16 protein-coding genes and 1 pseudogene are annotated in these 24,732 nt (G+C 40.6%); 5 read left to right on the top strand and 12 right to left on the bottom strand.

The window, feature by feature from the left end:
* Positions 1-60 precede the first annotated feature (60 nt).
* Positions 61-234: a hypothetical protein gene (locus H6G74_RS02495; RefSeq protein ID WP_190966163.1), complete on the top strand. Its 174-nt coding sequence runs from the start codon at positions 61-63 to the stop codon at positions 232-234.
* A 151-nt stretch (positions 235-385) separates the two neighbouring features.
* Here H6G74_RS02495 and H6G74_RS02490 read toward each other — a convergent pair whose 3' ends face one another.
* The 3 genes from H6G74_RS02490 to H6G74_RS02480 form a co-directional block, all read right to left on the bottom strand.
* Entirely contained in the window at positions 386-5,392 is a 5,007-nt protein-coding gene (locus H6G74_RS02490; protein WP_190966162.1) for a LysM peptidoglycan-binding domain-containing protein, read from the bottom strand.
* A gap of 121 nt (positions 5,393-5,513) precedes the next feature.
* Positions 5,514-5,909 carry a hypothetical protein gene (locus tag H6G74_RS02485; protein WP_190966161.1) on the bottom strand — a complete coding sequence of 132 codons (396 nt, stop codon included), beginning with the start codon at positions 5,907-5,909 and terminating at the stop codon, positions 5,514-5,516.
* Between the two features lie 47 nt (positions 5,910-5,956).
* On the bottom strand, positions 5,957-7,369 hold the full coding sequence (locus tag H6G74_RS02480) for a site-2 protease family protein (RefSeq protein WP_190966160.1): 1,413 nt from the start codon (positions 7,367-7,369) through the stop codon (positions 5,957-5,959).
* Between the two features lie 724 nt (positions 7,370-8,093).
* Between H6G74_RS02480 and H6G74_RS02475 the strand changes: the two genes are divergently transcribed.
* Complete coding sequence (locus H6G74_RS02475) at positions 8,094-9,497, top strand: cobyrinate a,c-diamide synthase (protein WP_190966159.1); 1,404 nt, start codon at positions 8,094-8,096, stop codon at positions 9,495-9,497.
* 125 nt (positions 9,498-9,622) lie between these two features.
* Here the strand turns inward: H6G74_RS02475 and H6G74_RS31700 are convergent.
* A pseudogene (locus H6G74_RS31700) lies at positions 9,623-9,808 on the bottom strand (hypothetical protein); the annotation flags it as partial.
* Positions 9,809-9,851: 43 nt separating this feature from the next.
* Here H6G74_RS31700 and H6G74_RS02465 point away from each other — a divergent pair.
* The 3 genes from H6G74_RS02465 to H6G74_RS02455 all read left to right on the top strand — a co-directional run bounded on the left by H6G74_RS02465 (position 9,852) and on the right by H6G74_RS02455 (position 15,079).
* Positions 9,852-12,074, top strand: a complete 2,223-nt coding sequence (locus H6G74_RS02465) for a heavy metal translocating P-type ATPase (protein WP_190966158.1) — start codon at positions 9,852-9,854, stop codon at positions 12,072-12,074.
* Between the two features lie 108 nt (positions 12,075-12,182).
* Positions 12,183-13,274 (top strand): AI-2E family transporter, encoded by a 1,092-nt coding sequence (locus H6G74_RS02460; RefSeq protein WP_190966157.1) that lies wholly within the window; start codon positions 12,183-12,185, stop codon positions 13,272-13,274.
* Between the two features lie 194 nt (positions 13,275-13,468).
* On the top strand, positions 13,469-15,079 hold the full coding sequence (locus H6G74_RS02455; RefSeq protein ID WP_190966156.1) for an alkaline phosphatase D family protein: 1,611 nt from the start codon (positions 13,469-13,471) through the stop codon (positions 15,077-15,079).
* Positions 15,080-15,360: 281 nt separating this feature from the next.
* Here H6G74_RS02455 and H6G74_RS02450 read toward each other — a convergent pair whose 3' ends face one another.
* The 8 genes from H6G74_RS02450 to plsX all read right to left on the bottom strand — a co-directional run bounded on the left by H6G74_RS02450 (position 15,361) and on the right by plsX (position 24,563).
* The gene (locus H6G74_RS02450) at positions 15,361-16,542 is read right to left on the bottom strand and encodes an aldo/keto reductase (RefSeq protein WP_190966155.1); all 1,182 of its coding nucleotides are present in this window, start codon (positions 16,540-16,542) and stop codon (positions 15,361-15,363) included.
* 592 nt (positions 16,543-17,134) lie between these two features.
* A complete protein-coding gene (locus tag H6G74_RS02445; RefSeq protein WP_190966154.1) occupies positions 17,135-17,383 on the bottom strand; it encodes a hypothetical protein in 249 nt (82 codons plus the stop codon).
* 461 nt (positions 17,384-17,844) lie between these two features.
* Entirely contained in the window at positions 17,845-19,068 is a 1,224-nt protein-coding gene (locus H6G74_RS02440; RefSeq protein ID WP_190966153.1) for an HhoA/HhoB/HtrA family serine endopeptidase, read from the bottom strand.
* Between the two features lie 465 nt (positions 19,069-19,533).
* Positions 19,534-20,571, bottom strand: coding sequence for an AI-2E family transporter (locus tag H6G74_RS02435; protein WP_190966152.1), 1,038 nt, complete (start codon positions 20,569-20,571; stop codon positions 19,534-19,536).
* A gap of 100 nt (positions 20,572-20,671) precedes the next feature.
* Complete coding sequence (locus H6G74_RS02430) at positions 20,672-21,310, bottom strand: lysophospholipid acyltransferase family protein (RefSeq protein WP_190966151.1); 639 nt, start codon at positions 21,308-21,310, stop codon at positions 20,672-20,674.
* Positions 21,311-21,482: 172 nt separating this feature from the next.
* On the bottom strand, positions 21,483-22,364 hold the full coding sequence (gene fabD, locus H6G74_RS02425; protein ID WP_190966150.1) for an ACP S-malonyltransferase: 882 nt from the start codon (positions 22,362-22,364) through the stop codon (positions 21,483-21,485).
* Between the two features lie 88 nt (positions 22,365-22,452).
* Positions 22,453-23,445, bottom strand: a complete 993-nt coding sequence (locus H6G74_RS02420; RefSeq protein ID WP_190872983.1) for a beta-ketoacyl-ACP synthase 3 — start codon at positions 23,443-23,445, stop codon at positions 22,453-22,455.
* A 92-nt stretch (positions 23,446-23,537) separates the two neighbouring features.
* Positions 23,538-24,563, bottom strand: coding sequence for a phosphate acyltransferase PlsX (plsX, locus tag H6G74_RS02415; protein WP_190966149.1), 1,026 nt, complete (start codon positions 24,561-24,563; stop codon positions 23,538-23,540).
* Between the last annotated feature and the right edge of the window lie 169 nt (positions 24,564-24,732).

Here is a 24,732-nt window from a genome sequence, read left to right as displayed (position 1 = left end):
TTATCAACGCGGGCATAGGATGAACCATCTGGCTTTGTCATTATTCTGACGCTAGATTGATTGTTTGGACTAGTCCAGTTTGTACCGCTACCACTTTTTGAACCACCTCTAGCTGGGGTGGATATCCAATTTGAGGTGGTGAGTTCAGTTTCTAAGGTGGTTTTGTCAATTCCCCCAACAATTAGATTAATGATATTAGTGGCAGTGAGAATGTTAGCTGATGGTATGGGTTAGGGAAGTTGGGTTTTTAGTGGGGATGCGATCGCACTTTAGGGAAGTGATTGAGGTGCGGTCGTGTGGAATTTTGGGATGGCGCTGCTACCATAAGAATTGAAAAGTAGCACGATTACAGTCGTCACCAAAGTAGGCAAGTTTGATAAGGTCTTTACAGTTTTGAGCTTGCTTCCTGTGCCACATAACTGACAACTTTTTGTGCTACCTTGATTGCAGAATGATTGTACTCTGTAGCATAAGAGTAAATTGCATTTTGATTTCGTATATCAGTGGCATTTAATTCCTGAAAAATATTCCAAATGGCATCTTTTGCAGATTCCAATATGTTACTTGCAGTATCTAAATATCCTGTCATTTTATCTGTTTTGAAATTCGCAATTTGAGTGCTACTTAAACCATTGCTTATGTGAGATACTAAGACACTCATGAACTTGACAACACTTACAAGGGTACTTACAGATGAATAGGTTCTAGACCAATCGACAAAGCTAATATCATCAGAATTCATATGTGTTCCTTGAATCTGCTTAAGATTATTTAAAAGAGAGTTGAGGTTTATGAATTCTTCTGCATTCTCCGTCAATTTAATAAATGCAGAAGCGGCTGCGATATTTCCTGTAGCAGCACTCTTACTCACACCCTCTATATCTTTTGCAATTGAAAGTACGTGCAATAGTTTTTCAGACATCTTATTGAAGTCACCTTTAAATAAAGCATCTAAAGCATCCTGAATATCAAATCTGGCATCATATATCGCTTTACCCATCTTGAACTTTTCATCTAATCCTACTGAATTGCCACTATATCCAGAACTACCATCACCCAAACTATCATAAGCCGATTTCACCAACGACGTTCCTGGGAGAGTTTTTATCTCAACAAGTATTCTTGAGAAGTGGAGTCCTAAACCAACTGCCCGGAATATTCCATTTGCTGAATCCTTCAAAGAATTAACTATATTAAAGGAATACAGCGATTTGTATTTCTCCGTTATCTCATGTAATTCGTCATAGTTTTGCTGCACTATCTTGTTTGTATTGGCACTTATCATCTGCTCTAAAGCTGGATCATTAAAAGAATAGCTGTTAATCGCATCGCCAATTCTCTCATAAGCATCGTATGCTTTTTCTAGGCTTATCATACCTAGCTTGTTCTGAAGAACCTGCATATAGCTGAATCTTCTGAAGATGCTCCCTGGCTCATTAAGGAATTCTTGACCTAGTATTTCACTTTCTGGCAAGTCTACACCAGAGAAGGAACTTAATTCTCTTATATTTTGTTTAGCGATTGACTTAAGGAAGTTATAATCGCCTATTAGTTGAGAATTGCCTCGAAGAATTACCTGTTTAAATAGCTGTTCCTGAGTAGGACTTAGTTGTATTTTTTCTTCCAGCCACGCTTCCTCTTCAGCTTTTCGACGAGCTTCCTCTTCAGCTTTTCGACGAGCCTCTTCTTCAATCTTTTGACGAGCTTCCTTTTCAGCCTCAATTTGCTTGCGAACTTCATCTCGCTTCTTGACAACAAAATTATAAGCTTCTTCAGCCGTCTTAAATCCCCATTGCCAGAGAGCATCTAAAACGCGCTTTCTTTCTTCTGGATCGGTCAGTAAAGCTTCAATCTGTCGGGCTATGCTAAGAATTTTTTGTCCAACACTAGCGATCGCTCTCTCCAAACCCGTCTTAGTTGCCTCTATCTGCTGATCAACATTATGAATCTTGTTGTACAGATGTCCTGTCTTGTCACCAAAAATTGCATCAACAATAGCAGCAACAGCCTTTTGAGCGCGGGGCTTAATCCAATCAACAGTTCCTTTGGCAAAATCACCGACAGAGGTAACTGAACTCTTAATGCCATTAGCTAGGCTATTTGCCAAAGGTTCAACAACACCATCGTAGAAATTCCATTTGAAACCACTGGTAATTGTCTTGCCAAATATCTTAACTTCTGGAATATTAACTCCAACATTCCTTAGCCATTGAATAGAACCTAGAATTTTACCTTTAAATTCACTAACCCAATTATTGATATTGCCAACTAGACTATCAATTTTTTCTTTTAATTTCTGCGCTGCTGTTTCAATCGAACTATTGATTTCTGCACCAGTTCGGTAAGCATTCTTGAGAGCTTCAGTAAACTGCCAAATTGCATCTTTAACTCCAGTTTGCACCCAATCAACTTTTGCTTTTAACCAACTCCTAGCACCATTCACTGCTCCTTTAAAAGAGTCTTTAGCGGATCTTAATTGATCTCCAAACCAGGAAATACTATAAGCTTGACTGGGAATCTTACTTTCAATTTGATTAATAATCCAATCAGCTGTGCTATCTATGCCATTTTTAATAGGGTTAGCAGCAGAATCAACCCAAGCGCGTCGCTCATCTCGAATACCATCCAATGCTCGATGAACCTTTGCCCTCTGCTCACCATTCATTTGGTCGAGCAGTTGCTGCAACTCCTGCTCATAACTTTGTTTCTCTCGTACAAGCTGCTGAATTTGAGTATTAGCTTTAGCTCGTTCAGGAATTACAAAATTGTTTAATGCCGTATCATAAATGCGCTTAATGCGTGGATCAGCAAAAGTCACACCACTAGAGATGCTACCACTGCCACTACTATTACTACTGTTGCCGCTTTTACCACCACCAACTTGCCAACCAGGAGGTGGCCCTATTTCTGTTTGAGACAGCTTGTGCTTAAATTTAACGATTAAGTCATAGTCTGTTGTCACACCTTTAGGACTATTGACTCGTAACATATAAGTGCCAGGAATCAAGTCAGCAACAATTTGCTCGTCTGTAATCCCATCACGCATTGAGTACGAAATTGGCCGATTCCGAGCGTCATACAGCACTAAATCAGCATCTGCCAACAATCGCATCAACCGCGCATCAATCCGTCCAGGACGCGACAGAGTAAAGCGATAGTAATCGTCGGGAACCAAATTTCCTACCGTCTCGCCTGTTAGCTTGGTTTCAAACGGATCGACTGGGCCAAACTCAGGCAAAGACTTGGCAATGAACCAATCCAAACCGCCTTTCCCTTGTTGACGGGCTATCTCTGCTTGACGCTCCATCTCTCGGATACGTTCTTCCTCTTGCCGACGGCGCTCCATCTCCTCACGCAGCCGTCGTTCCTGCTCCTCTAGTTCCCGTTGTTTGGCTTCTGCTTCTCGTCGCCGTGCTTCTTCTTCTTGACGAATACGTTCCTGTTCTCGTTGAAACTGTTCTTCTTGTTGCTGGCGAATCCGTGCTTCTTCTTCTTGCCGTTGTCTTAACTCAGCTTCCCGACGTAACCGTTCTTGTTCTTGCTCCCATTCGTAGTTGGGATGATACACAGGAATCTCAATCCAATTCCCTGCCACAATATAATTTGGATTAGGAATACCATTGTGGTTAGCAATCCACATATAGTAGTCATAACCAGCATTACCTAAAGTCTTTTGGGCAATCCCACTGAGAGTATCTCCCGATTTAATTTGATAACGCTGCCAATCGTAATACTGTCCATTCCTCCAGAACCTCTCTGCGTGCGCCCAAATTTCTGGGGCTACTGTATCCGGGTCAACCTCCGGCATAGTGGCATAAATAAACTCCTCATCGGGATTACCAAAAGAAGTTTCGGCAAGTTCTCTGAATGCCTCAATTTGCTCAGGAGTTAAATCTTCTGGCTTAAATTTCTGACCGCCAAATAGCCCAAAATTAGGAGTAGCCCGATTCAAATTCACCTGATACCCCAAATCAGCCAAAGATGCAATGGTAACAAGGCTAATCGGCGCATTCCCGCCTTGAGCATTGTTATAGTCAGCTGTCATTACCTCATCTTGGAAGAGACTTTCATTCCAATGCAAACCGGCTGAACCATCTCCCTGATTTTCCAGAGCAATATGATCTGTCAAACCGCCCAATTCGTTAAAGGCTTTCACCGCCTCTTTCCCGTTATATTGGGCCAACGGCGTACCAGCGTAATCAACTAAACCTTTAGCTTCCCAAAGATTGCCAAAACCTAAACCATGCAACAGTTCATGCTGCACTACACTAAACAACTCCCCAGAACGTTCTAATTCGGCAATGTCAGCAGCATCAAACTGAGTGATAGACTGAGCAGGCAGCATTGTCCCAAAGCGCATAAAATCAATCTTTGTCCGCGCGGCTGTACCACCTTCTCCATCTAAATTAATAGTGGAAATTTTAAAGTTGACATCATCAATGAGTTTACCGTCAACAATCGCAGTGGGTAAGCCTTGAGTAATCATCGATTCAATGCTCTTAGCAGCAGCTTGAATGATAGCTTGTTGTGAAGCTGTTAAATTACCTTCAAATTCCAGGTTAATGTTGAAAGGTTCAGCAGCTTTACTCTCAAATCCATTCAGTATATAGGTTCCTGGTGTGTCGCCTTGGTAATCAATTTTGACGATTACATCATCAGTAATTCCAGCAGGCGGTTGTAGAGTATAGTTGCCTTTGGAAAAAATCTGACTTCCTAAAAACTGTCCAGACGGCATGAGATAATTGACCGATATCTCACCAGACAATACAGAAATGTCAGCATTTTTCAAGTCGTTGATATTAACTCTATAAATATCTATAGGATCGATATCGCTAACTTGATCAATTACATCTTGGATAGCAGAACGGATTATTGATGTAGGATTTACAAGATTATTACCACCTGTATCCACATGAGTTTGTGATACAACTGGAGCTTTACCTCCTGGAAAATTAGAATCTCCTGGTAAAATTTTATCTCCTGTTGGACAAGCATTTGCAGTATCAAATGTTTGTATACTTTCAGTTAATGAATTTGCAGACACTCCTGGACTGTCAAAGAATGGCAAAGACTGAGAACTAGGGTCAACCAACCAATCATTCATTATTTGATGATTTAATAAGGAAGTATGTGGTTGATTTAGTAAGTCTAAGCTATTTGGATCTAGTGCCTGTAATAAGTCACTTTGAATCAAATCAAATTCCGAACCTGGAACAGCATATAAATCAACTAAAGATGGGTCAGGTGAATTTTCGCCACCACCAACAAGAACACTAGGTGTAATAATATCATCTAAAGCAAAACTTTTACCTTGCCATATTTCTCTTGGCTTTGATTTTTTGGATTTTTTAGCCTTTTGACCTTTTTTTCCAGCAAATCCAAATAGACTCATAAATGCACCCTTGAAAACAGTAAACAATTATTTGAGATAGATGTCTTATTTCTAGCTATTCTCCAGAGGAAAACACGGCTATTTACTCAACATTAACCAGCTAAATTTACGGTTAATTATTTTAGAGGATTTCCGTAGGATCAATTAGCTGTAATTTTAAAGAAGCAGAAAGAGGATAATAATTTTCTTCACTCTCTTCATCTGAGTTGATAAATGGAATTGGTTGAGGTTGTTGATGATTTTGTGTATAGGTATTGATTGAGGAGTAACTATTATCAAAATCATTAACTTTTTTTCTCATTCTCTGTTTGATTAAGTATCCTCCTCCTAAAATTCCCAAAGCTAGTACACTTATCAAAGGATAAGGTTCAGGAACAGATGTTTTGCAAAGAGGGGAAGGTTTATAATAATTAGCTGCGATTGAATGCTCTACATTTATTAACAAAATAAAAGACATCACTCCCAATCCACCAGAAAATAAAACAGCTTTAGTGATTTTGGTCTGAGAATATTTCATTATCTTCTACTTTCCTATGATATTTTTTTCAAGAAAATTGAACTAAATTACTGGAAAAATGGCGTATACAAATGCCAAATCCAGAAAAATAGGTTAATAACAAGCCAGGTGATATACAGTAAACAAGCAGGAGCATAAACTACTAGAATTTCTATGTCTTCAGTTCGTTCTTGACTAGGCTCTCTTCGCCATAGTTGAGCGTAATATGCAAATGATCTTTGACGTAAATGATTAATTCCTGTCATTGCCTCTAGTAAGTAATAACCATCGAATTTATTCAGTGGATTGAGATTAATAACTAAGGTAAATTGGGCTGCCAACATTAATAAATAGGTAGCTATATAAAACCAATTTACTGGTGGTGATATACTCCATAAACACAATGCAATTCCCCATATAACTACTTGACAAATTACGCCTGCTGCCATTACCAAAGCACGTTGTTTACGTTTAACTAAGCCATAAGCATCAGTGGTATTGGTGTATGCTCCTGGTAATAAACAAATAAACATTAGACCTATATCTAAAACAACACCTTTATAATGTTTCAATGTGAAAGCATGACCTAGTTCGTGAATAGATACTACGAACATCATCAGTAGAGCAAAAGGAATTATTAAACTAAAACCTTGACTCTTCCATAATTCCTGTCCAAAATTATAAATTGTTTCTTGTCTGGCAAAGGCAATGACAGTAGTGAAACCCAAAAATAGACATAATAAAAAACAAAATTCAGCTGTGAAAATAAACCTAAATTTATTAATATTTACATTAAGCCAATTATCTGGATTAAAGAGACGAAACTTAAAATAGAGTATTTGTAGTAAACTGAATTTTTTTTGATATTTTGGTGGCTCAATACCTTCTAACATTCCCTTTAATGCTAAACGTTGCAAGAGTTCTTGTAGATACTGAGGGTTGATTTTATATTTAGCGATAATAGTCTCTACTGGCAGCTTACTTAATTGTATAATCAGGTTTTTATCATAGTTACTGACTTGGAAATAAGCAAGATTATCTGTGTTTTGCAACCTTATTAACCAATATCCATCTGTGTGCCATATCCACTGCACAGCAGATTTAAGTCGATATAATTTTATAGCTTTAGTAGTTTGTGAATTGGTAGTTAAATTGTTGATATTATGCTTTTTAGGGATTGCCAATACTTGCAAATCAGCTAATTTGTTCAATAGCTGCATAATAAAATTAGAGTCAATTGATTCTCCAAACTTTTGCTGACACTTTTTCTGAACTTGTTTGACTGTCCAGGTTCCATCAAAATGCTTTAGGGCGTATCCTTCGGTTGCTGAAAATAGAAGTTTTTTGTCTGTTTTAATTGCTTGTAAAAACACTTTATCAGAATCAACTACAGGAAGTATTTGCCAGTGAATTTTCAGATTTGGGCAAACTAAAGTTTGACAGTCTGCTAGACTTAAGTTTGAATTTTCTTCTAAATTCATATTTTAATTACGGTAGATTATGAAATATTTTCTGTCTAATGGACAAATAATTTAACGGAAACGTAGAGAGAATAATGTTTTGGATATCAACAGTAATGGATCAGCGATTACAGTGGTGTGACCACTACTATCATTACTAGTAGTGTTCCAAAACTTTCCTGTTACCTAACAAGAGAATTACTATCAATATAAGAAGAGTCTGTTTGGTAACTCTATATTTAATCGCATATCTGTTACATCACAACACAACATCTCTCATTGATAACCGACCTACATTGCTAAATAGATATTGCTAATGTGAAGCTTGGGCAATATTCAATAAAATTTTTCTAAAAATAATTAAGACTTACGTACAAGCTACGGAAAATTGCTCAACAAAAACGCAAAGTTCACAGAGAAATGAGAGCTTGAGAAGTTTTTTGCGTAGTTCCTAATAATATAAGAAATAAGGAGCGACTATACCAAAAAAGGTTTTTTGCGCCTCATCTGTAACACACGAGTAAGTAAATTTTGTCAATACATCTTTGAGCATAAATATTTCTGCAACTAACCTCTGTTGACACCAGAAAGAGGTCAGCCCAAAGGAAAATTTCAAGTATGCTTGGCTGTTTCTGCCTGATTTGGCTAATTTTAGCTTATGCTGAATTTTATAATAAACGCTTTTAAATATTGATAAAAACAGTACGATCGCAAGTTAAACTATAGTACACAGTAGTTTTTTTCAATGGCTTTAGTAATTGCAGGTGAACGTAGTGGGGTGGGTAAGACAACAGTCACACTCACCCTTTTAGCATCTTTATGCCGTCGTGGTGGTCAAGTACAATCTTTCAAGGTCGGGCCAGACTACATTGACCCAATGTTTCATCGGTATGTGACTAGTCTTGCTTGTCGTAACTTAGACCCAGTGCTGACTAGTGAAGCTTACGTTCAGCAATGTTTTCGCCATCACAGCCAAGCAAGTGAATATGCTTTGGTGGAAGGAGTGATGGGGTTGTTTGATGGAATCGGGAGTCGAGAAGAAAATACTTTACATCCATTCACTTTTGCTAGTACAGCGCATATTGCACAGTTACTCGATTTACCTGTGGTGTTGGTAATTGATTGCAGTCGGTTATCGGGTTCTGTAGCTGCGATCGCTCACGGTTATTGTACCTTTGACCCTAAAATTAAAATAGCTGGTTTAGTGCTGAATCGCGTGGGGAGCGATCGCCATCTTTCCTTACTCAAAGATGCTCTAAAATCTCTACAATTGCCGATTCTCGGTGTACTGCGTCGTCAAGATAATATTACAATTCCTGACCGCCATCTTGGTTTAGTCCCCACAGCAGAACTCAGCGAATTAGATGCAGTTATAGAACGTCTCGCAGATTTAGGTGATGCTTGCTTTGACTGGCAAAGTTTACTACATTTACTCAAAACTCAAAACTCAGCACTCAAAACTCAGCACTCAAAACTCAGCACTCAATACTCAGCACTCAGCACTCAGCACTCAGCACTCAGTAAAGTCAGAGTTGCGGTTGCGTGCGATCGCGCTTTTAATTTTTATTATCAAGATAATCTCGATTTATTGCAAAAATTAGGTGCAGAGTTAGTTTTTTGGAGTCCTTTAGAAGATGCAGAATTACCGCCTAATATTCAAGGAATGTATTTTGGTGGCGGTTTCCCAGAAGTATTTGCTCAACAATTAACTAAAAATACCCATGTTTTGCAGGCAGTAAAAACAGCAATTCTCCAAGGAATGCCAACAATTGCTGAATGTGGTGGCTTGATGTATTTGTGTCAAGAAATTATTGATTTTGAGGGTAAATCTTACCCAATGGTGGGGATAATTCCCACATCTGCTTGTATGGATAAACGTTTAACATTGGGGTATCGTCGAGCCGTAGCGTTACAAGATGGTTTATTAGTAAATGCCGGAACAAATGTTTACGGACATGAATTTCATCGCTCAACTTTAAAAGCTAATTCCCATCAACCATTGTTTGATACTTACCGCTATGATTGCGATGAAAATACTGGCTTTGAAGGCTGGAATTTACCGATTAATCTTCACGCTTCATACATACATTTACACTGGGGCGCTAGTACAGAAATTCCCCAGCGATTTATTCAACAATGTAAAAGTTAGAAGATTAAATTGAAGTTTAGTAGGGTGTGTTACGGCAATTCCAAGACTTGAGTGTATCAGAGATGATAAATTTAGCCGTAACGCACCTGATTGAATGGTGCGTTACATTTCATTAAAAAACCCTACTAACTCAAACCCAATAATCTTGCACCTTGATAAAAGAACGTACTCACGACCCAGGCTAATCCTAACCCGTAAGCGATCGCAACCAAAGTAAACCTCATACTTTTAGACTCGCTCTGAATAGTCGCCACCGTTGCTAAACAAGGTGTATACAGCAGACAAAACAACATGAAGCTATAAGCTTGAATATTCCCACTAAACACATCGCCACAACATCACTAAGGGGCAATCATGACTATCGCCACCAAACCAGTTATTACTAAGCGAGTGGCTCAGGAAGCAAAAATCGCTACAGAAATTGAGTATCAGATAGTACATAAAATTCCTGGCAGAATTCGATTTCGGATTCCTCTGTTAAACCACGAACCTAATTATGCTCAACGCCTACAAGATTTACTAGAAGCTGATAGTCGGGTTTTACAAGTTAGAATTAGTTGCGCTTGTAGTTCTGTTGCGATTAGCTATCAATTAGTCAACCGGAATCACGAATTCATACAAGCGGATTTAGTTGGTTTGTTAATTGAGGCGAGGCAAAGTCAAAATTCCCAAATTCAAAGTCAAAAAGTAGCAGAAGTAGATAATGATGGTGTGAAGTTGCCAGCTTTTGCGACTGTTTTAGCTTTATTGGGTTTAGGGTTTCCTATTCCGAGATTGATAATTGGGGCGACTGTGGCACTAGCAGCTTTACCAATTGCAAAACGTGCTTACGTCAGTATTACGCAAAAACGCAAGTTAAATATAGATTGCCTAGATTTTATAGCGATCGCCCTCACTTCTGCCCAAGGAAATTTGTTAACACCAGCTTTGGTGATGACTCTGCATGAAATTGGCGATATGATCCGCGATCGCACTGCACGCATTACCGAAAATCACGCCGCCGATTTACTCGATTCTTTAGGACATTTCGCTTGGGTAGAACAACCAGACGGACATAAACAACGCATCCTCGCTACAAAAGTCCAGCCAAAAGACACAGTAATCGTTTATCCTGGTGAACAAATCCCCGTAGATGGACAAATTCTGCACGGCACAGCGTTAATCGACCAACAAAAATTAACTGGTGAATCAATGCCGGTTGTGCGCCAGCCAGGACAAGCCGTTTACGCTTCTACCTTAGTGCGGGAAGGGGAAATTTACATCCAAGCGGAACGCATAGGTGCAGCAACTCGCGCCGGTGCAAGTATTGAGTTAGTGCAGAAAGCCCCAGTTCACGATACAAGGATGGGCAATTATGCCGCCAACATTGCAGATAAAGCCGTATTGCCAGCTTTGATTTTTGCTGGCTTGGTATTTGCTACCACCCGTAACCCCGCCATGGCTGCATCTATCCTCACCCTTGATTTTGTTACCGGGATTCGTGTTTCTCTACCCACCACTTTCTTAGCAGCCTTGCATCACGCCACTAGACATGGTGTGTTGATTCGCAGTGGTAGTGCTTTAGAAAAATTGGCAGAGATAGACACCTTAGTATTTGATAAAACAGGCACTTTGACTAAAGGTGATATTGAAGTTGTCGAAGTTGAAACCGTGGCGGGGAAAATGCCTACTATGAGAATGTTAGCCTTAGCTGCTGCTACCGAACAACGCCTCACGCACCCAGTCGCCGCCGCCGTAGTTAAATATGCACAACAACAGGGAATAGAAATTCTGCCCCGCCAAGAATTTGTTTATGAAATTGGTTTGGGTGTCCGCGCCGAAATTGATGGTGAGCAAGTTATGGTGGGGAGCGATCGCTTTTTGCGTCAGTGCGGTGTTATCCTCGATTGTCTTTATGAGCCACATCGCTGCAACAATACAGATTGTCCACACCATTTAAATTGCCGCATTTCTGCCCATGATTCTTTGTTGTATGTGGCAGTTAATCAAGAATTTCAAGGCGTAATTTATTATACAGACCCACTGCGTGCTGAAAGTGCAGATGTGATTGAGCAACTGCAAACCCAATATGGTATGGAAATTTATCTGCTGACTGGAGATAATCAGCAAAGGGCTGTAGCTGTGGCTGAAGAACTGCATCTGCCTCTATCGCAAGTTCATGCTGAAGCATTTCCCGCCCAAAAAGCCGAAATTATCCAAAAATTACGCCAATCAGGGAAAACAGTCGCCTTTACTGGGGATGGTTTAAATGATTCTGTGGCTTTAGCTTATGCTGATGTGGCAATTTCCTTTAGTGGTGGTTCTGAGGTAGCCAGAGAAACCGCCGATGTTGTCCTGATGGATGATAACCTCAGCAGTTTTTTAGCAGCAATAGCGATCGCTCGGCAAACCAAAGCAGTCATTAAACAAAATATCGGTTTAGCTGTCGTTCCCAATTTAGCTGCCTTGGGATTAGCCACAACCTTCGGGTTACATCCTTTAGCCGCGACAATTATTCACAATGGTTCAGCAATTGCGGCTGGGTTAAACGGGTTACGCCCCCTGATGCACCAAGATCCACCAAGACAGTCAGAATAATATTGTCTGTATTTTGTTGTGGCTGTAGTTGGAAAACACGCCCAAATTCCTTCACACACAGCCATCTGATGCCACAATAAACAAAAGAATTGTGGTGAAGTCACTCTCATGCAATCAGCAAATAAACTACCACGATGGTTAAGTTATGGCTTGGCGTTTCCGCTAGTCATTCTCAACGGTTGGTTATTAATCCAGGTTGTCAAGTATTTTCAACCCTTGGTGAGTGTAGTTGCGATCGCTATCTTGTTAGCATTTGTCTTAAACTACCCCATCCAGTTCTTTCAAAAACGCGGTGTACCCCGTTACTTGGCAATTGTCGGAGTTTTGCTGTCAGCCGTAGTGATTCTGGGAGGTGTTGGTATCACCTTAGTACCAGTAATTCTGCAACAGCTTAACGAACTAGCGAATATTCTGCCCTCATGGATAGATTCTAGTTTAGAACAATTAGACGCTTTTCAAAGTTGGGCAGCTACCCAACAAATTCCCATTAATTTGCGGGGTTTAGCCTTACAACTGTTAGAAAGATTATCCAATCAATTTCAATCATTCACCGGGAAAATTCTGGGTTTTGCCTTTGATACTATCGGAGTTGTACTTAATATCTTAATTGCCGCAGTTTTGACTATTTATTTAATCTTAAATGGTCAAAAACTCTGGGATGGAATTTATCAATGGTTTCCTGAACATATCGGCACTAAAGTTAGACAATTGCTGCGAGAAGATTTTCAAAATTATTTTATCGGTCAGGCAACATTAGGGGCAGTGTTGGCTGTATTGGTGACATTAGCATTTGTCCTCCTCCGCATTCCCCTGGCTTTGTTGTTTGGGATTGCTATCGGCTTTTTCTCACTATTTCCCTTTGGTACAGGGATAGGAATTGGATTAGTTAGCTTATTAGTAGCTTTAGAAAACTTTTGGTTAGGTGTGGAAGTGTTAGGTGTCGCCGTCGCCCTTGACCAAATTAATTCTAATATTGTCGCACCTAGAATTTTAGGTAATTTAACTGGTCTAAATCCTGTGTGGGTAGTGATTTCCTTACTTATAGGTGCAAAATTAGGCGGCGTTTTAGGTTTGTTAATTGCGATTCCGCTTGCTAGTTTTATTAAAGATATTGCCGATAGTTGGCGAGCCGGAGAATTGAGTCAACAAATTGTTACTAATGAAGATGGTGTAAAAACTTCACCAATGGAAGTAAATTAGGGAAATTACATCAAAAAAGGTCAATCAGCAACCATCAAGATATTTTATATCCCCGATTTATTTTATAATTCGGGGATTTTTGACTTGATAGCATAATAGTTTCTTAACTTTTAGATAACTCAATATTTACTTGTAACATTCCATGAATAGTTTAATTTATTTTTCTACAAACCTCTGTAAAACAACGGAATTTTATGGAATCTAATCAACCATTAAAGATAAATCGTCGCCAATTTTTAGTACGTTCAGCAGTGACAGCAGGCGGAATTATTGGGACAAATATTGTCTCTAAATCACCTGTTTTCGGTCAAGCACCTGCTATTATTACTGCGGAAAAAATGCGTCCTGGCATACCTTTTGGTGTAGCGAGTGGCGATATTAGCGAAAATAATGTGGTGATTTGGAGTCGGAGCGATCGCCCCGCCAGAATGATTGTAGAATATTCCACTAGCGAATCATTTCGCAATGTGCGGCGCATCCCTGGGCCTGTGGCTTTAGAAAGTAGCGACTTTACCGCCCGACTTAATCTCAGAAAACTACCCCAAAATCAACAGATATTTTATCGGGTAATTTTTCAAGATTTAAACTATCGCAATGTTTTCAGCGCCCCAGTTAACGGTTCTTTCCGTACACCTCCTAAATCTGGGCGAGATATCTGCTTTGTTTGGGGAGGCGACACCGCAGGTCAAGGATGGGGGATAAATCCTGACTTTGGTGGGATGAGAATTTATGAAACCATGCGCCAACTCCAGCCAGACTTTTTCATTCATTCTGGCGATAACATCTATGCTGATGGCCCAATTCAATCTCAAGTAACCCTGGATGATGGCACAATTTGGCGCAACATCACCACACCAGAAAAATCGAAAGTTGCTGAAACTTTAACAGAGTTTCGTGGTAACTATCAATACAACTTGATGGATGAAAATATCAAGCGATTCAATGCCGAAGTGCCAACCTTAGCGCAGTGGGACGACCACGAAGTAACGAATAACTGGTATCCTGGCGAAATCCTCAGTAATGTAGGCAGTGATGCTCGCTACACAGTCAAAGATGTTAACTTGTTGGCTGAACGGGCAAGACAAGCATTTTTGGAATATATGCCGATTGAGTATTACGATAATCCAGAAAGAACCAGAATTTACCGTTCCTTTGAGTATGGGTCATTGCTCGATATTTTCATGCTGGATGAACGCACCTATCGAGGGCCAAATTCTCCCAATAATCAGCCAGAACAAAGTCCAGCAACAGATTTCTTAAGTAGAAGACAAGTGCAGTGGCTAAAAAGACAATTACTTTCATCCAAAGCTACTTGGAAAGTAATTGCCAGTGATATGCCTTTAGGGCTGATAGTGAGAGATGGTGCGACTGATTTTGAAGCTTGGGCAAATGGCGATGGCCCCGCTTTAGGCAGAGAATTAGAATTAGCCGACTTACTGCGGTTTATCAAAAACAGAAATATTCAGAATGTGGTGTGGTTAACTGCGGATGTTCATTACGCCGCCGCCCATTACTACGACCCTAATAAAGCCCAGTTTCAAGACTTTAAACCTTTCTGGGAGTTCGTCGCCGGGCCACTGAATGCAGGTACATTTGGGCCAAATCAATTAGAAAATACCTTCGGCCCACAGTTGGTATTTCAAAGCTTACCTGCGGGTACAAGAGCAAATCGACCGCCAAGCGAAGGGTTGCAATTTTTTGGCGCAGTCAAAATTAATGCCTCTACCAAAGTGATGACAGTATCCCTGCGTAATTTAGCAGGCGAAGTTGTTTACAGCGTAGATTTGCCACCAGAGAAATATTAACTGTAGTAGCGCGTCTAGTTTAATTTGTTGGGTTAAATAATCATCATTAAAATTGAATGGTTTGTTTTTTTGAGTTTTTTGAACCCAACATTTTAGACTTGCCGCGCTAGTACGTTGGGTGGAACGAAACCGAACCCAACATCGTCAAGATTTTTTGGTTTTACAGCCGTCGAATTAGAGGTGAGAAAATTTACAAAGCACGAATGCCAGACATAGTAGGACTCTTGCCTCCTGTCTCCGGCTGGTGAGCATAACTCAAATACTACCTCCTACCATACTTCCTAAGATTGAGACAATCGCTTTACTTCCTCTCCACCCAACATTTCATGGGCTTTTGCCAAAATTTGGGGAATTTTCTGGGCTTGGGGACTCAGAACAAGACATTGGCTTAAATCTACTTCGTGGAGTTTATCTGCTTTGTTTCCAGGAAACCAATGACTAGCATTACCCATGAGGTTGTAACGAGTTTTGGCATAGTCTACTAAGTCGTAAGCATGGGCTAAATTCCACAACCACAAAATTACCGGGATATTGATATCGCCGGGAGTGTGTTCCCAAGTTGGTAAGTTGAGATACCAAGTTTTTACCCAATCTTCGCCGAGAGTGGCGATCGCTTCCTCTTCCAGTCTTGCTAAAATTGGCGGTAAAATTTCGGAAGATTCATCTAATAACGCTAAGGTCTTTAAGTGTTCATCAAAATCTTGGGGTTTGGCTGCACCTAAACTCAAGGTATGCACCTGAGAATGACTCAGACAAAACAAGTCATTAAACACCATCGGACTCAACGGTTCACAAAGATTCACTAATTTTTGTGGTGGTTTATATAACTTCCCGCCTTTATCAGAAGGACTAATAATAAACACACCCATATCCAGGCGAGTAGCAGCTAAAATAGCAGGCCAATTCCATTGATTAATGTAGTACCAATGCAGATTTACATAATCAAATTGATTGGTATTAATTGCCTGCACAATTAAATCTGTAGCACCGTGGGTAGAAAAACCAATAAATCTGACTTTGCCCTCAGCTTGTAATTGTTTGGCAACATCCAAACAACCACCAGGACGGACGCTATATTCTAGTAATTCCGCATCATTAATACCATGCAAACTAAATAAGTCTACATAATCTAACTGAAGATACTTGAGCGATTTTTCAAATGTTTTGCGGAATTCTTTGGCATCAGCTACTGGTGAAACTTTTGTTTGGACAATTAATTGTTCGCGCGGAAACTTGGGCAGAATTTTACCCAATTGCATTTCTGAGCTACCATAACCACGAGCAGTTTCAATGTGATTAATACCGAGTTCGATGGCTCTGTGAATTGTGGCTTCGAGATTTTTCTGGTTATCTGAAGGAATATCTGACCAAGAAACATCTTGCCATTTGAACTGATATCTCATGCCGCCGCAAGAAAACACCGGCATTTGTAATTCTGTGCGTCCAAATCTTCTGTATAGCATTAGTGGATTGTGAATGTTTTGTATCAAGTCTCAGTTAAGCGATCGCTATATCTATTTTTGGCGTTGCATAAATGCGGGATGAATTGAGACTTTTGTACAAAGCAAAATATTGATTCTTTGCGTCTTCGCGCCTTTGCGTGAGACAAAAATCATCCCACTAATCAGCAACGCCCTATTTTTAAGTCCTGACACTGGTAATATCCATCAAGCCATAAAATTAGTCTGGTGTTTGCTTGTCAGATAGCGAAGTTTGTTCAGTCTCACAAAACTAATTACCACATCTGACCCACTACTAGCAAGTGACTTTTAATTAAAAACATCCCATTATTGAAAAACAAGGAAGACAAAGGAGATAGTACTCTGGTTAGGTCAACAAATTAGATAATTTATTTTTTGGATTAACTGCTTTATTTATAACCATCTACTTCTACGCAGTAAATTAGACCAACATATCACCAGGATTTGTTAGTCTAAATCTTAAATAACCAACTATTTCAGCAATTGCTTATTGTTCTATCTAATTACGGTATTTGCACCCAGTTTATATTTGCTATTATCCAACTTCATTACAGCTGTAATCACAAACTATTAATTAATATCTTTCGTAGCGACCAGGAACCCAGCGCCGACCACGTGGTGTTCTTTCCCAGTGCGCTGGAACCCATCTCTGGCGAACAACTTTGCGGACAACAACAGGTTTACGTACAACAGGTTTACGCACAACAACAGTTCGGTAGTTATCACGTTTGATAATCACTGGTGCTGCTGATGCTTGGGTTTGCACAGCAAATATTGAGAGTGGTAAAGCTAGTAAAGCTCCAGCAAGAATACGTTTCATCATTTTCACATCTCCTGAAGTTTCTTTTTGTTGAGTTATCTACAGCCTTATTGAAGAATTTGTAAATTACAACCATGAACAGACCAGAGAAAATACTTAAAACAACAGTGTTTCCTTTTACGGAATTTCACTTATGATTAAAGTATTTACACCAGAATTTGGTATAAATTTTATTCAAATTTTCAATAATATTGCTGATTAACTGCCATATTCAGTTTAGAAAACTCCGCAGAAATTCGGATGTGAAAAAAGTCCTGATTATAAGGTGACTAAAGTCATAAACTAAGACGTTTCATAACTAGTTGCAGTGACTGTGCTGGAAGTAGGGAGTAGGAATACTATTTCTTCCTTGTCTCCCTTATCTCCCCTGTCTCTTTCGTTCGGATATCAAAACTGCCATCACTCAAAAAAATATGGGAATAAGCCTGAGCCTATCCCCATTTTCAGATATCCGAAATTAGAACTTACGAAGTAGCGTTTTGTAACTCAGCAGTGCGTACTGATAGCTGTTGTATCTGACTACCTCTTTGGACTTTTACCTGTAAGGCTTGACCAAGGTTGCTATTTTCCACAAAGTTTTGCAACTGTTCAGCATTGGTAATAGCTTGACCATCTATTTGCAGGATGACATCACCACGGCGAATACCAGCTTTAGCAGCTGGGGAATTGGGGACAACTCGCATCACTAAAACCCCGTTTACTTCTGGAATTTCAAATGTAGAGTTGGGGTCACTGTTATTTTGTTTCGCTAATTCTGGGGTTAAAGTGACCATCTGCACACCTAAGTAGGGGTGAGCAACTTTACCATCTCTTTCCAGTTGGGTGGCGATCGCTTTAGCTTTATCGATGGGAATCGCAAAACCAATACCCATTGCATCAGCACGAATCGCGGTGTTAATCCCAATTACTTCACCACGTTCGTTCAACAATGGCCCACCAGAGTTACCAGGGTTAATGGCTGCGTCAGTTTGAATGAAGTCTAGGCGTTTATCAGAAATCCCTACTTGGGCGCTAGAACGCTTGAGTGTGCTGACAATACCTAAAGTAACTGTATTATCAAAACCTAAAGGATTACCAACTGCGATCGCCCAGTCTCCCACTTGTACAGCATTAGAAGAACCTAAAGGTGCAACGGGTAAATCTTTCCCAGCGTTAATTTTGACCACCGCTAAATCTGTTACTTCGTCAATACCTTGAACTTTGCCGTCAAATGTACGACCATCCTTGAGGCGGACTGTGACTCTATCGGCTTTATCTACAACGTGGGCATTAGTTAAAATCAAACCACTTTTATCAATAATGAATCCCGAACCTAAACCACGCAGTTGTTCTGGTGGTAATTGTTGAGAATAACCATCACCAAAAAACTGCCGGAAAAATGGGTCTTCAAAAAATGGGTCAACACGGCGGCGCGTAATTGTGCGTTCTGTGTCAATTCTCACCACTGCTTGACCGACTCGATTCACCGCCGCCGTCACAAAACTACTATTACCGATAGCAGCAGTTGCCGGTGATTGTTTTTGGGCAATTAGTTCTGGTGTATCACCAACCTTAACTGAACTGGGTGCAGGTTCCGCCTGGGAAGGTAACACCTGCAAAGTGCTAACCGTGAGCAAGACTCCCAAAAATATGGCGAAAATATGGGTACTAAGTCTACGTATAGAACGGGTTATTTTGGACAATCGCATAATCACAACCTAAATTTAAGAAGCCGAATTTTTGCTTAGTCGTGACAAATCTCTCTAAAGTTATTTTTACAGCTAGGATGAAGTTCCTGTGTACTAACTTTATTGTTACTGCTTTAGATACTCAATACTGGTGCTAAAGCATGGTATAAACCAATACAGTTCAGTTAAGGCAACAATTTAGACTGGTGTAGGTTGGGTGGAGGAACGGAACCCAACATTCACGCATACTTTGTTGGGTTACGCTATCGCTACACCCAACCTACTATTCTCTTAACTGAACCGTATTGTGGTATAAACTACCTGTAATTTAAATTAATTGAAAATTTCCCTCGATAGCTATTACGGACATTCACCCTGTAGAGGTTCGGATATCACCAGGACTTACGCAAAAAAAAACGAAAAATTAAGGGTTTGGAAGAGGGTAAAGGGTAAGCTGTTAAACATCAAAGGACAAATGACTCTTGACTAAACCTCAGCTTTCATCTCATCAATTTCAAATAAGGATACAATTACTCCCGTAATGGGAATAGAAATAAAAACTCCTAATAAGCCTGCAACTCTGGCACCTACTAATAAGGCAAAAAATACAACAACTGGATTGAGATTTAGCGCACCTTGCATAATCCGAGGTGCAATTAAATTGTCTTGAATTTGCTGAAGAATAATACAGGCAATCAATACTTTTAATGCCAGCCAAACATTTTGAGATAATACAATTAAAGTAATTGTACTAACACCTAAAGTTGCTCCTATACCTGGAATGATATCTAAAAAGCCTACGATTACAGATAATAATAAAGCAAAAGGAACTTGCAAGATTACAAAGACAATAAAAGTAGTGGTAGTTAAAAATAAACTCAATAATAACTGACCACGAAAAAAGCCTAAAAAGCTCCGTCTAATGATATTCGTAAATCTGATACGGCGTTGTTTAGGAACTATCTTTAAGATGAAATTCCATAATTTTTCGCCATCTAGTAACATAAAAAATGCCACAACAGCAATCAAAATAAAGGTGACGAAATTAGTCAACAACTGTTGTAAAAAAGTTAAGCTCGTGACTAAACCTGATATAGCCTGATTCCGCAATTGTTCTTCAATTACACTCAAGTCTATTTGCAGATTGCGGTTACGGAGAAATTCTTCGATTCTTTCTAAAAAAGGCGCAAGAGAAGTTAAAAATCCCGAAATACTATCAATTAATTGCTGTCCTTGGGATAATACTGCTATCCCAACGGTGATTAATAATCCGCCTAAAATCACAATGCTGATTAAGAAGACAAAAATTACAGCTACGCTATGAGGTAAAAACCGCCGCAACCAATTTACAGGATAGCTGAGTAAAAAAGCTAAAATTGCCGCAAATGTAAAAATAACAATTACGGCTTCAAAGTATGCTAAAAGTTGTACGAAAGCCCAGCCAGAAGCCACTAACAACAAAAAGCGGACTAACGCCGAATTATTCAAGCGATTCCAAAAGTTCTTGGCATCAAAGCCGGTCATATAATATTTTAAAAATTAGTTAATTTAGCGATCGCTAGTAGACATTAGCAACATATAAAAATACAGTGGCGATCGCTACTACCGAAAAGCATATTTCTCATCAACGCCCTAAATCGTGCATTTCGTTGATGACCTTTGCACACTTTTGGGTTACACGGTCTAATTCATCTTTGTTAGTAGAACTTGGCGGTGCAATTACCTCACCAATTCTAATCGTCAGGGGAACAGCACGCGGTATGGATGAGCCTTTTTCTAAAATTCCTTCACTTCCCCACAAACTCACAGGTAAAATTGGTGCTTGTGCCTTTGCGGCTAAGAGTGCTGCGCCTTTTTTCGGGTCAGTAATTTTGCCATCAGGTGTGCGAGTCCCTTGTAAAAACACTCCCACAGCCCAACCATTTTCTAAACATTCTAAAGCAGCCCGAATGGCATTGCGATCGGCACTGCCTCGACTCACAGGATAAGCACCATACAACTTAATAGCTTGTGCCAAAACCGGAATTTCAAATAACTCTTGTTTCGCCATATATGCTACCGGACGGCGCACACAATTGGAAACAATTGGCGGGTCAAAATAACTAGCATGATTACTCACAACTACCAAAGGATCTGATTGCGGCACATTTTCAACCCCATAAATCTTCCCACGAAAGTAAGCATGAAGCATGGGGCTGACAACTGACCATTTGAAAGCGTGGTAAAGCGCCAGACTGATTAACGGTTCACGACTGCGAGACATAGGACATTAGGGAGTGGTGAGTGGGGAGTGGGGAGTGGGAAGTGGGAAGAGGGAACGGGGCAGGGGGTAGGGAGAAAAGGGGAAATGTTGTTGTAAAATTCTTCAATCTGCTCCAATTTGTTGTATACCCTACTGTTTCTTCCCCCATTCCCTACTCCCTACTCCCTACTCCCTATTCTGGTAGTTCAGCAGCATTACGGACGTTCTTTAAGATTAAATCAGTAACGGTGCGTTTAATTAACCCAGTTAAAACATTACCAGGGCCAATTTCTATGACTTGTTCAATGTTGTTAGCTGGTAATTGCAGCGAAATTTCGCGCCAACGTACTGAACCTGTCATTTGCTGAGTAAGACGCTGTTTTAAAATTTCTGCGTCAGTGGCGGGTACAGGTTCAACATTTGACATTACAGGCACAGTTGCAGGCTGAAATTCTACCGTTTCCAGAATTTCTTGGAACTCAACCGCCGCCGCCGACATTAAATGTGAGTGAAACGCCCCAGAAACTTTTAATGGTGTCGCACGTTTGGCTTTAACTTGCGACATTACCGCTTGTACCGCGTCAGGAGTTCCAGAGATGACCACTTGTCCTGGACTGTTATCATTTGCCAAAACTACATCTGGTGTGGCGGCGATGACTGTAGCTAATTGTTCGCGGTCAAAGTTCATTAAAGCCGCCATCATTCCGCCAGCAGCACTATCCATCAGTTCAGCACGACGTTTGACTAAACGCAAACCTGCTGACCACTCAAAAACCCCTGCAACGTAAAGGGCAATGTATTCACCTAAACTATGGCCAGCAACCAAATCTGGTTGATGTCCCCGCTCTCGCAACAAGTCAGCGAGAATACTTTCCACTACGTAAAGACAGGGCTGAGTATAAAGAGTCTGTCCTAGCCTTTCTTCTTGGTTTTGGCAGATATCGCTAACAGACCAGCCTAGAATTTCTTCAGCTTGAGTAAATTTTGCTTTAGCACCTGGTATATCTAATAAGTCTGTTCCCATTCCCAGTGCTTGGGAACCTTGTCCGGGAAACACCCATACTGTTTTAGTCATTGGTCAATAGTCAATAAGAAGTCAAAAGGAAAAAAGCAAAAGTAAAAATTTTTACGTTTTTACTTTTTACTTTTTACTTAATTAATGCTTATCTTCCCCATTGGAAGATGGCTGCACCCCAGGTCAGACCTGCGCCAAAGCCGGATGCAGCAATGATGTCATTGGGTTTAATTTTGCCTTGTTGCACTGCTTCATCTAAGGCGAGGGGGATAGAAGCGGCGGAAGTATTGCCGTAATTGGCGAGGTTACTAATAACTTTTTGTTCGGGAATTTCTAGACGTTGGGCAACAGCATCTAGAATGCGTTGATTAGCTTGATGCAAGACTAACCAATCTATTTGATCAACGGTCAAGTTGGCTTCAAATAAAGCTTTATCAATAATTTCCGGCACTTTTTGGACAGCAAAGCGGTATACTTCTTTGCCATTCATACTGATGGGTTGATAAGTGCCTTGAGAAACGTTGATGCCTGGGAGGAGTTCTTGGGGAGTTGCGGCATAGCCAAGGTTTAGCTGATGATTGAGGCTGCCGTCGCTTTTGAGGGCAAATCCTAACAAGCGATCGCTTTCGGCTGCTTGTAATACTACTGCACCCGCACCATCACCAAATAACACACAAGTTTTACGGTCTTGCCAATCTACCCAACGGGAGAGGATGTCTGCCCCAATCAACAGTACATTCTGATATACCCCTGTTCTAATGTATTGAGCAGCCGTTACCAGCCCAAATACAAAGCCAGAACAAGCGGCGGTTAAGTCAAAGGCGACTGCTTTGGTTGCGCCTAACTGGGCTTGGACTTTACAAGCTGTGCCGAACAAATCATCTGGGGTGGATGTGGCCAGCAAAATCAAATCTAAGTCCGTAGCTTGAATGCCGGCGGCGGCGATCGCTCTTTCCCCTGCTGCTGCCGCCAATTCCGTCAATGAACCTGACGAAAGTGATACTCGTCGTTGACGAATACCCGTTCTTGTGGTTATCCATTCATCTGATGTTTCAACCAGTGCTGTTAGTGCCTGGTTGTCGAGGGAAGTTTCGGGAACTGCCGAGCCACTTCCTGTAAATGCTATGCCTAACTTTTGCACTCCTGCTCTCCCAAGCTCTCAGCGTTTTGATCGTTTGTCCTTTTGCCTTTCAACCAATCAAGGACAAATGACGCATGACAAATGACCCATTACTAACCGCTATCACGCTGTAGGATTTCGTATTGGGATTGAAGTCTTTGCAGCACTTGGTTATCAACTGCTTCTTTTGCCATACGTATTGCACTAAAAATTGAAGGTGCTTGTGAACTACCGTGGCCGATAAAACAAACTCCAGCCACACCTAACAGTAAAGCACCTCCATGCTCCGCATGATCCATCCGTTGCTTAATTCGCTTGAGATTTGGTTTTAAAAGAGCAGTCCCAATTTGACCGTGCAAGCCTTGGGGCAGTTCTTCACGTAAGATTTGCAGAATTACTCCTCCCAGAGATTCGGCAAATTTGAGTAACACATTACCCACAAACCCATCACAGACAATTACATCAAATTGTCCCGAAAGTACATCACGTCCTTCGGCATTACCAATAAAATTGATACTAGAATTTTCCCGCAGTAGTTGATGGGCGCGGAGTGCTTGCTCATTGCCCTTGGTATCTTCTTCACCAATATTGAGTAAGCCTACCTTTGGTGTATCCATACCCAAAACATATTGGCTGTAAATTGAACCCATCACAGCAAACTGCTCTAAAAACTTAGGGCGGCAGTCTACATTTGCACCGACATCCAGTATCAATACTGGCTTGCCAGCCATAATCGTGGGGAAAACTGTACCAATGGCTGGGCGATCAATTCCTGGCAATCTTCCTAAACGCAGCAATGCTGATGCCATAGCTGCCCCAGAGTGTCCAGCAGAAAATACAGCGTCTGCCTGTTGATTTTTGACCAAATCCATCGCTACATTAATCGAAGCCTTACGTTTGCGTCTAACCGCATTTAAAGGCTCCTCATCCATAGCGATCGCTTCTTCAGCAGGAACTATCTCCACCCGCTCCAAAGTAGTTTTTGGCGGCATGACAGCTTTAATTTGTTGGGGATCACCAACTAGCAATACTTTCACACCCAATTCTTCACTGGCGCGTAATGCACCAGCAACGATTTCTTTGGGTGCGTGATCCCCCCCCATTGCGTCAATTGCTATCCGTGCGCTAGTCGATCCCATTGCTCAGAGCTTATAGAAACCTTACAAATTTTACCAGATTGGCTTTGTTAAAAAACCGTAACTTTTTCAATGCCAAATTACTATGTTAAGTGCTAAGTGCTGAGTGCTGAGTGCTGAGTCCAGTAAAAACTGCTCAGTACTCCGCATTATTTGTCATTATTGCAACATA

Origin of the sequence: Nostoc spongiaeforme FACHB-130 (assembly GCF_014698475.1) — a bacterium.
GTDB classification, from domain to species: Bacteria; Cyanobacteriota; Cyanobacteriia; order Cyanobacteriales; family Nostocaceae; genus Nostoc_B; species Nostoc_B spongiaeforme.
The sequence above is the reverse complement of the archived record's forward strand: the minus strand, read 5'-3'. Positions and strand labels throughout refer to the sequence as shown.

Coding starts and splice junctions, on each gene's coding strand:
- H6G74_RS02445 (WP_190966154.1), bottom strand. CDS start 17,383: ATGATGAAACGTATTCTTGCTGGAGCTTTACTAGCTTTACCACTCTCA.
- plsX (WP_190966149.1), bottom strand. CDS start 24,563: ATGGGATCGACTAGCGCACGGATAGCAATTGACGCAATGGGGGGGGAT.
- fabD (WP_190966150.1), bottom strand. CDS start 22,364: ATGACTAAAACAGTATGGGTGTTTCCCGGACAAGGTTCCCAAGCACTG.
- H6G74_RS02465 (WP_190966158.1), top strand. CDS start 9,852: ATGACTATCGCCACCAAACCAGTTATTACTAAGCGAGTGGCTCAGGAA.
- H6G74_RS02485 (WP_190966161.1), bottom strand. CDS start 5,909: ATGAAATATTCTCAGACCAAAATCACTAAAGCTGTTTTATTTTCTGGT.
- H6G74_RS02455 (WP_190966156.1), top strand. CDS start 13,469: ATGGAATCTAATCAACCATTAAAGATAAATCGTCGCCAATTTTTAGTA.
- H6G74_RS02480 (WP_190966160.1), bottom strand. CDS start 7,369: ATGAATTTAGAAGAAAATTCAAACTTAAGTCTAGCAGACTGTCAAACT.
- H6G74_RS02490 (WP_190966162.1), bottom strand. CDS start 5,392: ATGAGTCTATTTGGATTTGCTGGAAAAAAAGGTCAAAAGGCTAAAAAA.
- H6G74_RS02435 (WP_190966152.1), bottom strand. CDS start 20,571: ATGACCGGCTTTGATGCCAAGAACTTTTGGAATCGCTTGAATAATTCG.
- H6G74_RS02460 (WP_190966157.1), top strand. CDS start 12,183: ATGCAATCAGCAAATAAACTACCACGATGGTTAAGTTATGGCTTGGCG.
- H6G74_RS02475 (WP_190966159.1), top strand. CDS start 8,094: ATGGCTTTAGTAATTGCAGGTGAACGTAGTGGGGTGGGTAAGACAACA.
- H6G74_RS02430 (WP_190966151.1), bottom strand. CDS start 21,310: ATGTCTCGCAGTCGTGAACCGTTAATCAGTCTGGCGCTTTACCACGCT.
- H6G74_RS02440 (WP_190966153.1), bottom strand. CDS start 19,068: ATGCGATTGTCCAAAATAACCCGTTCTATACGTAGACTTAGTACCCAT.
- H6G74_RS02450 (WP_190966155.1), bottom strand. CDS start 16,542: ATGCTATACAGAAGATTTGGACGCACAGAATTACAAATGCCGGTGTTT.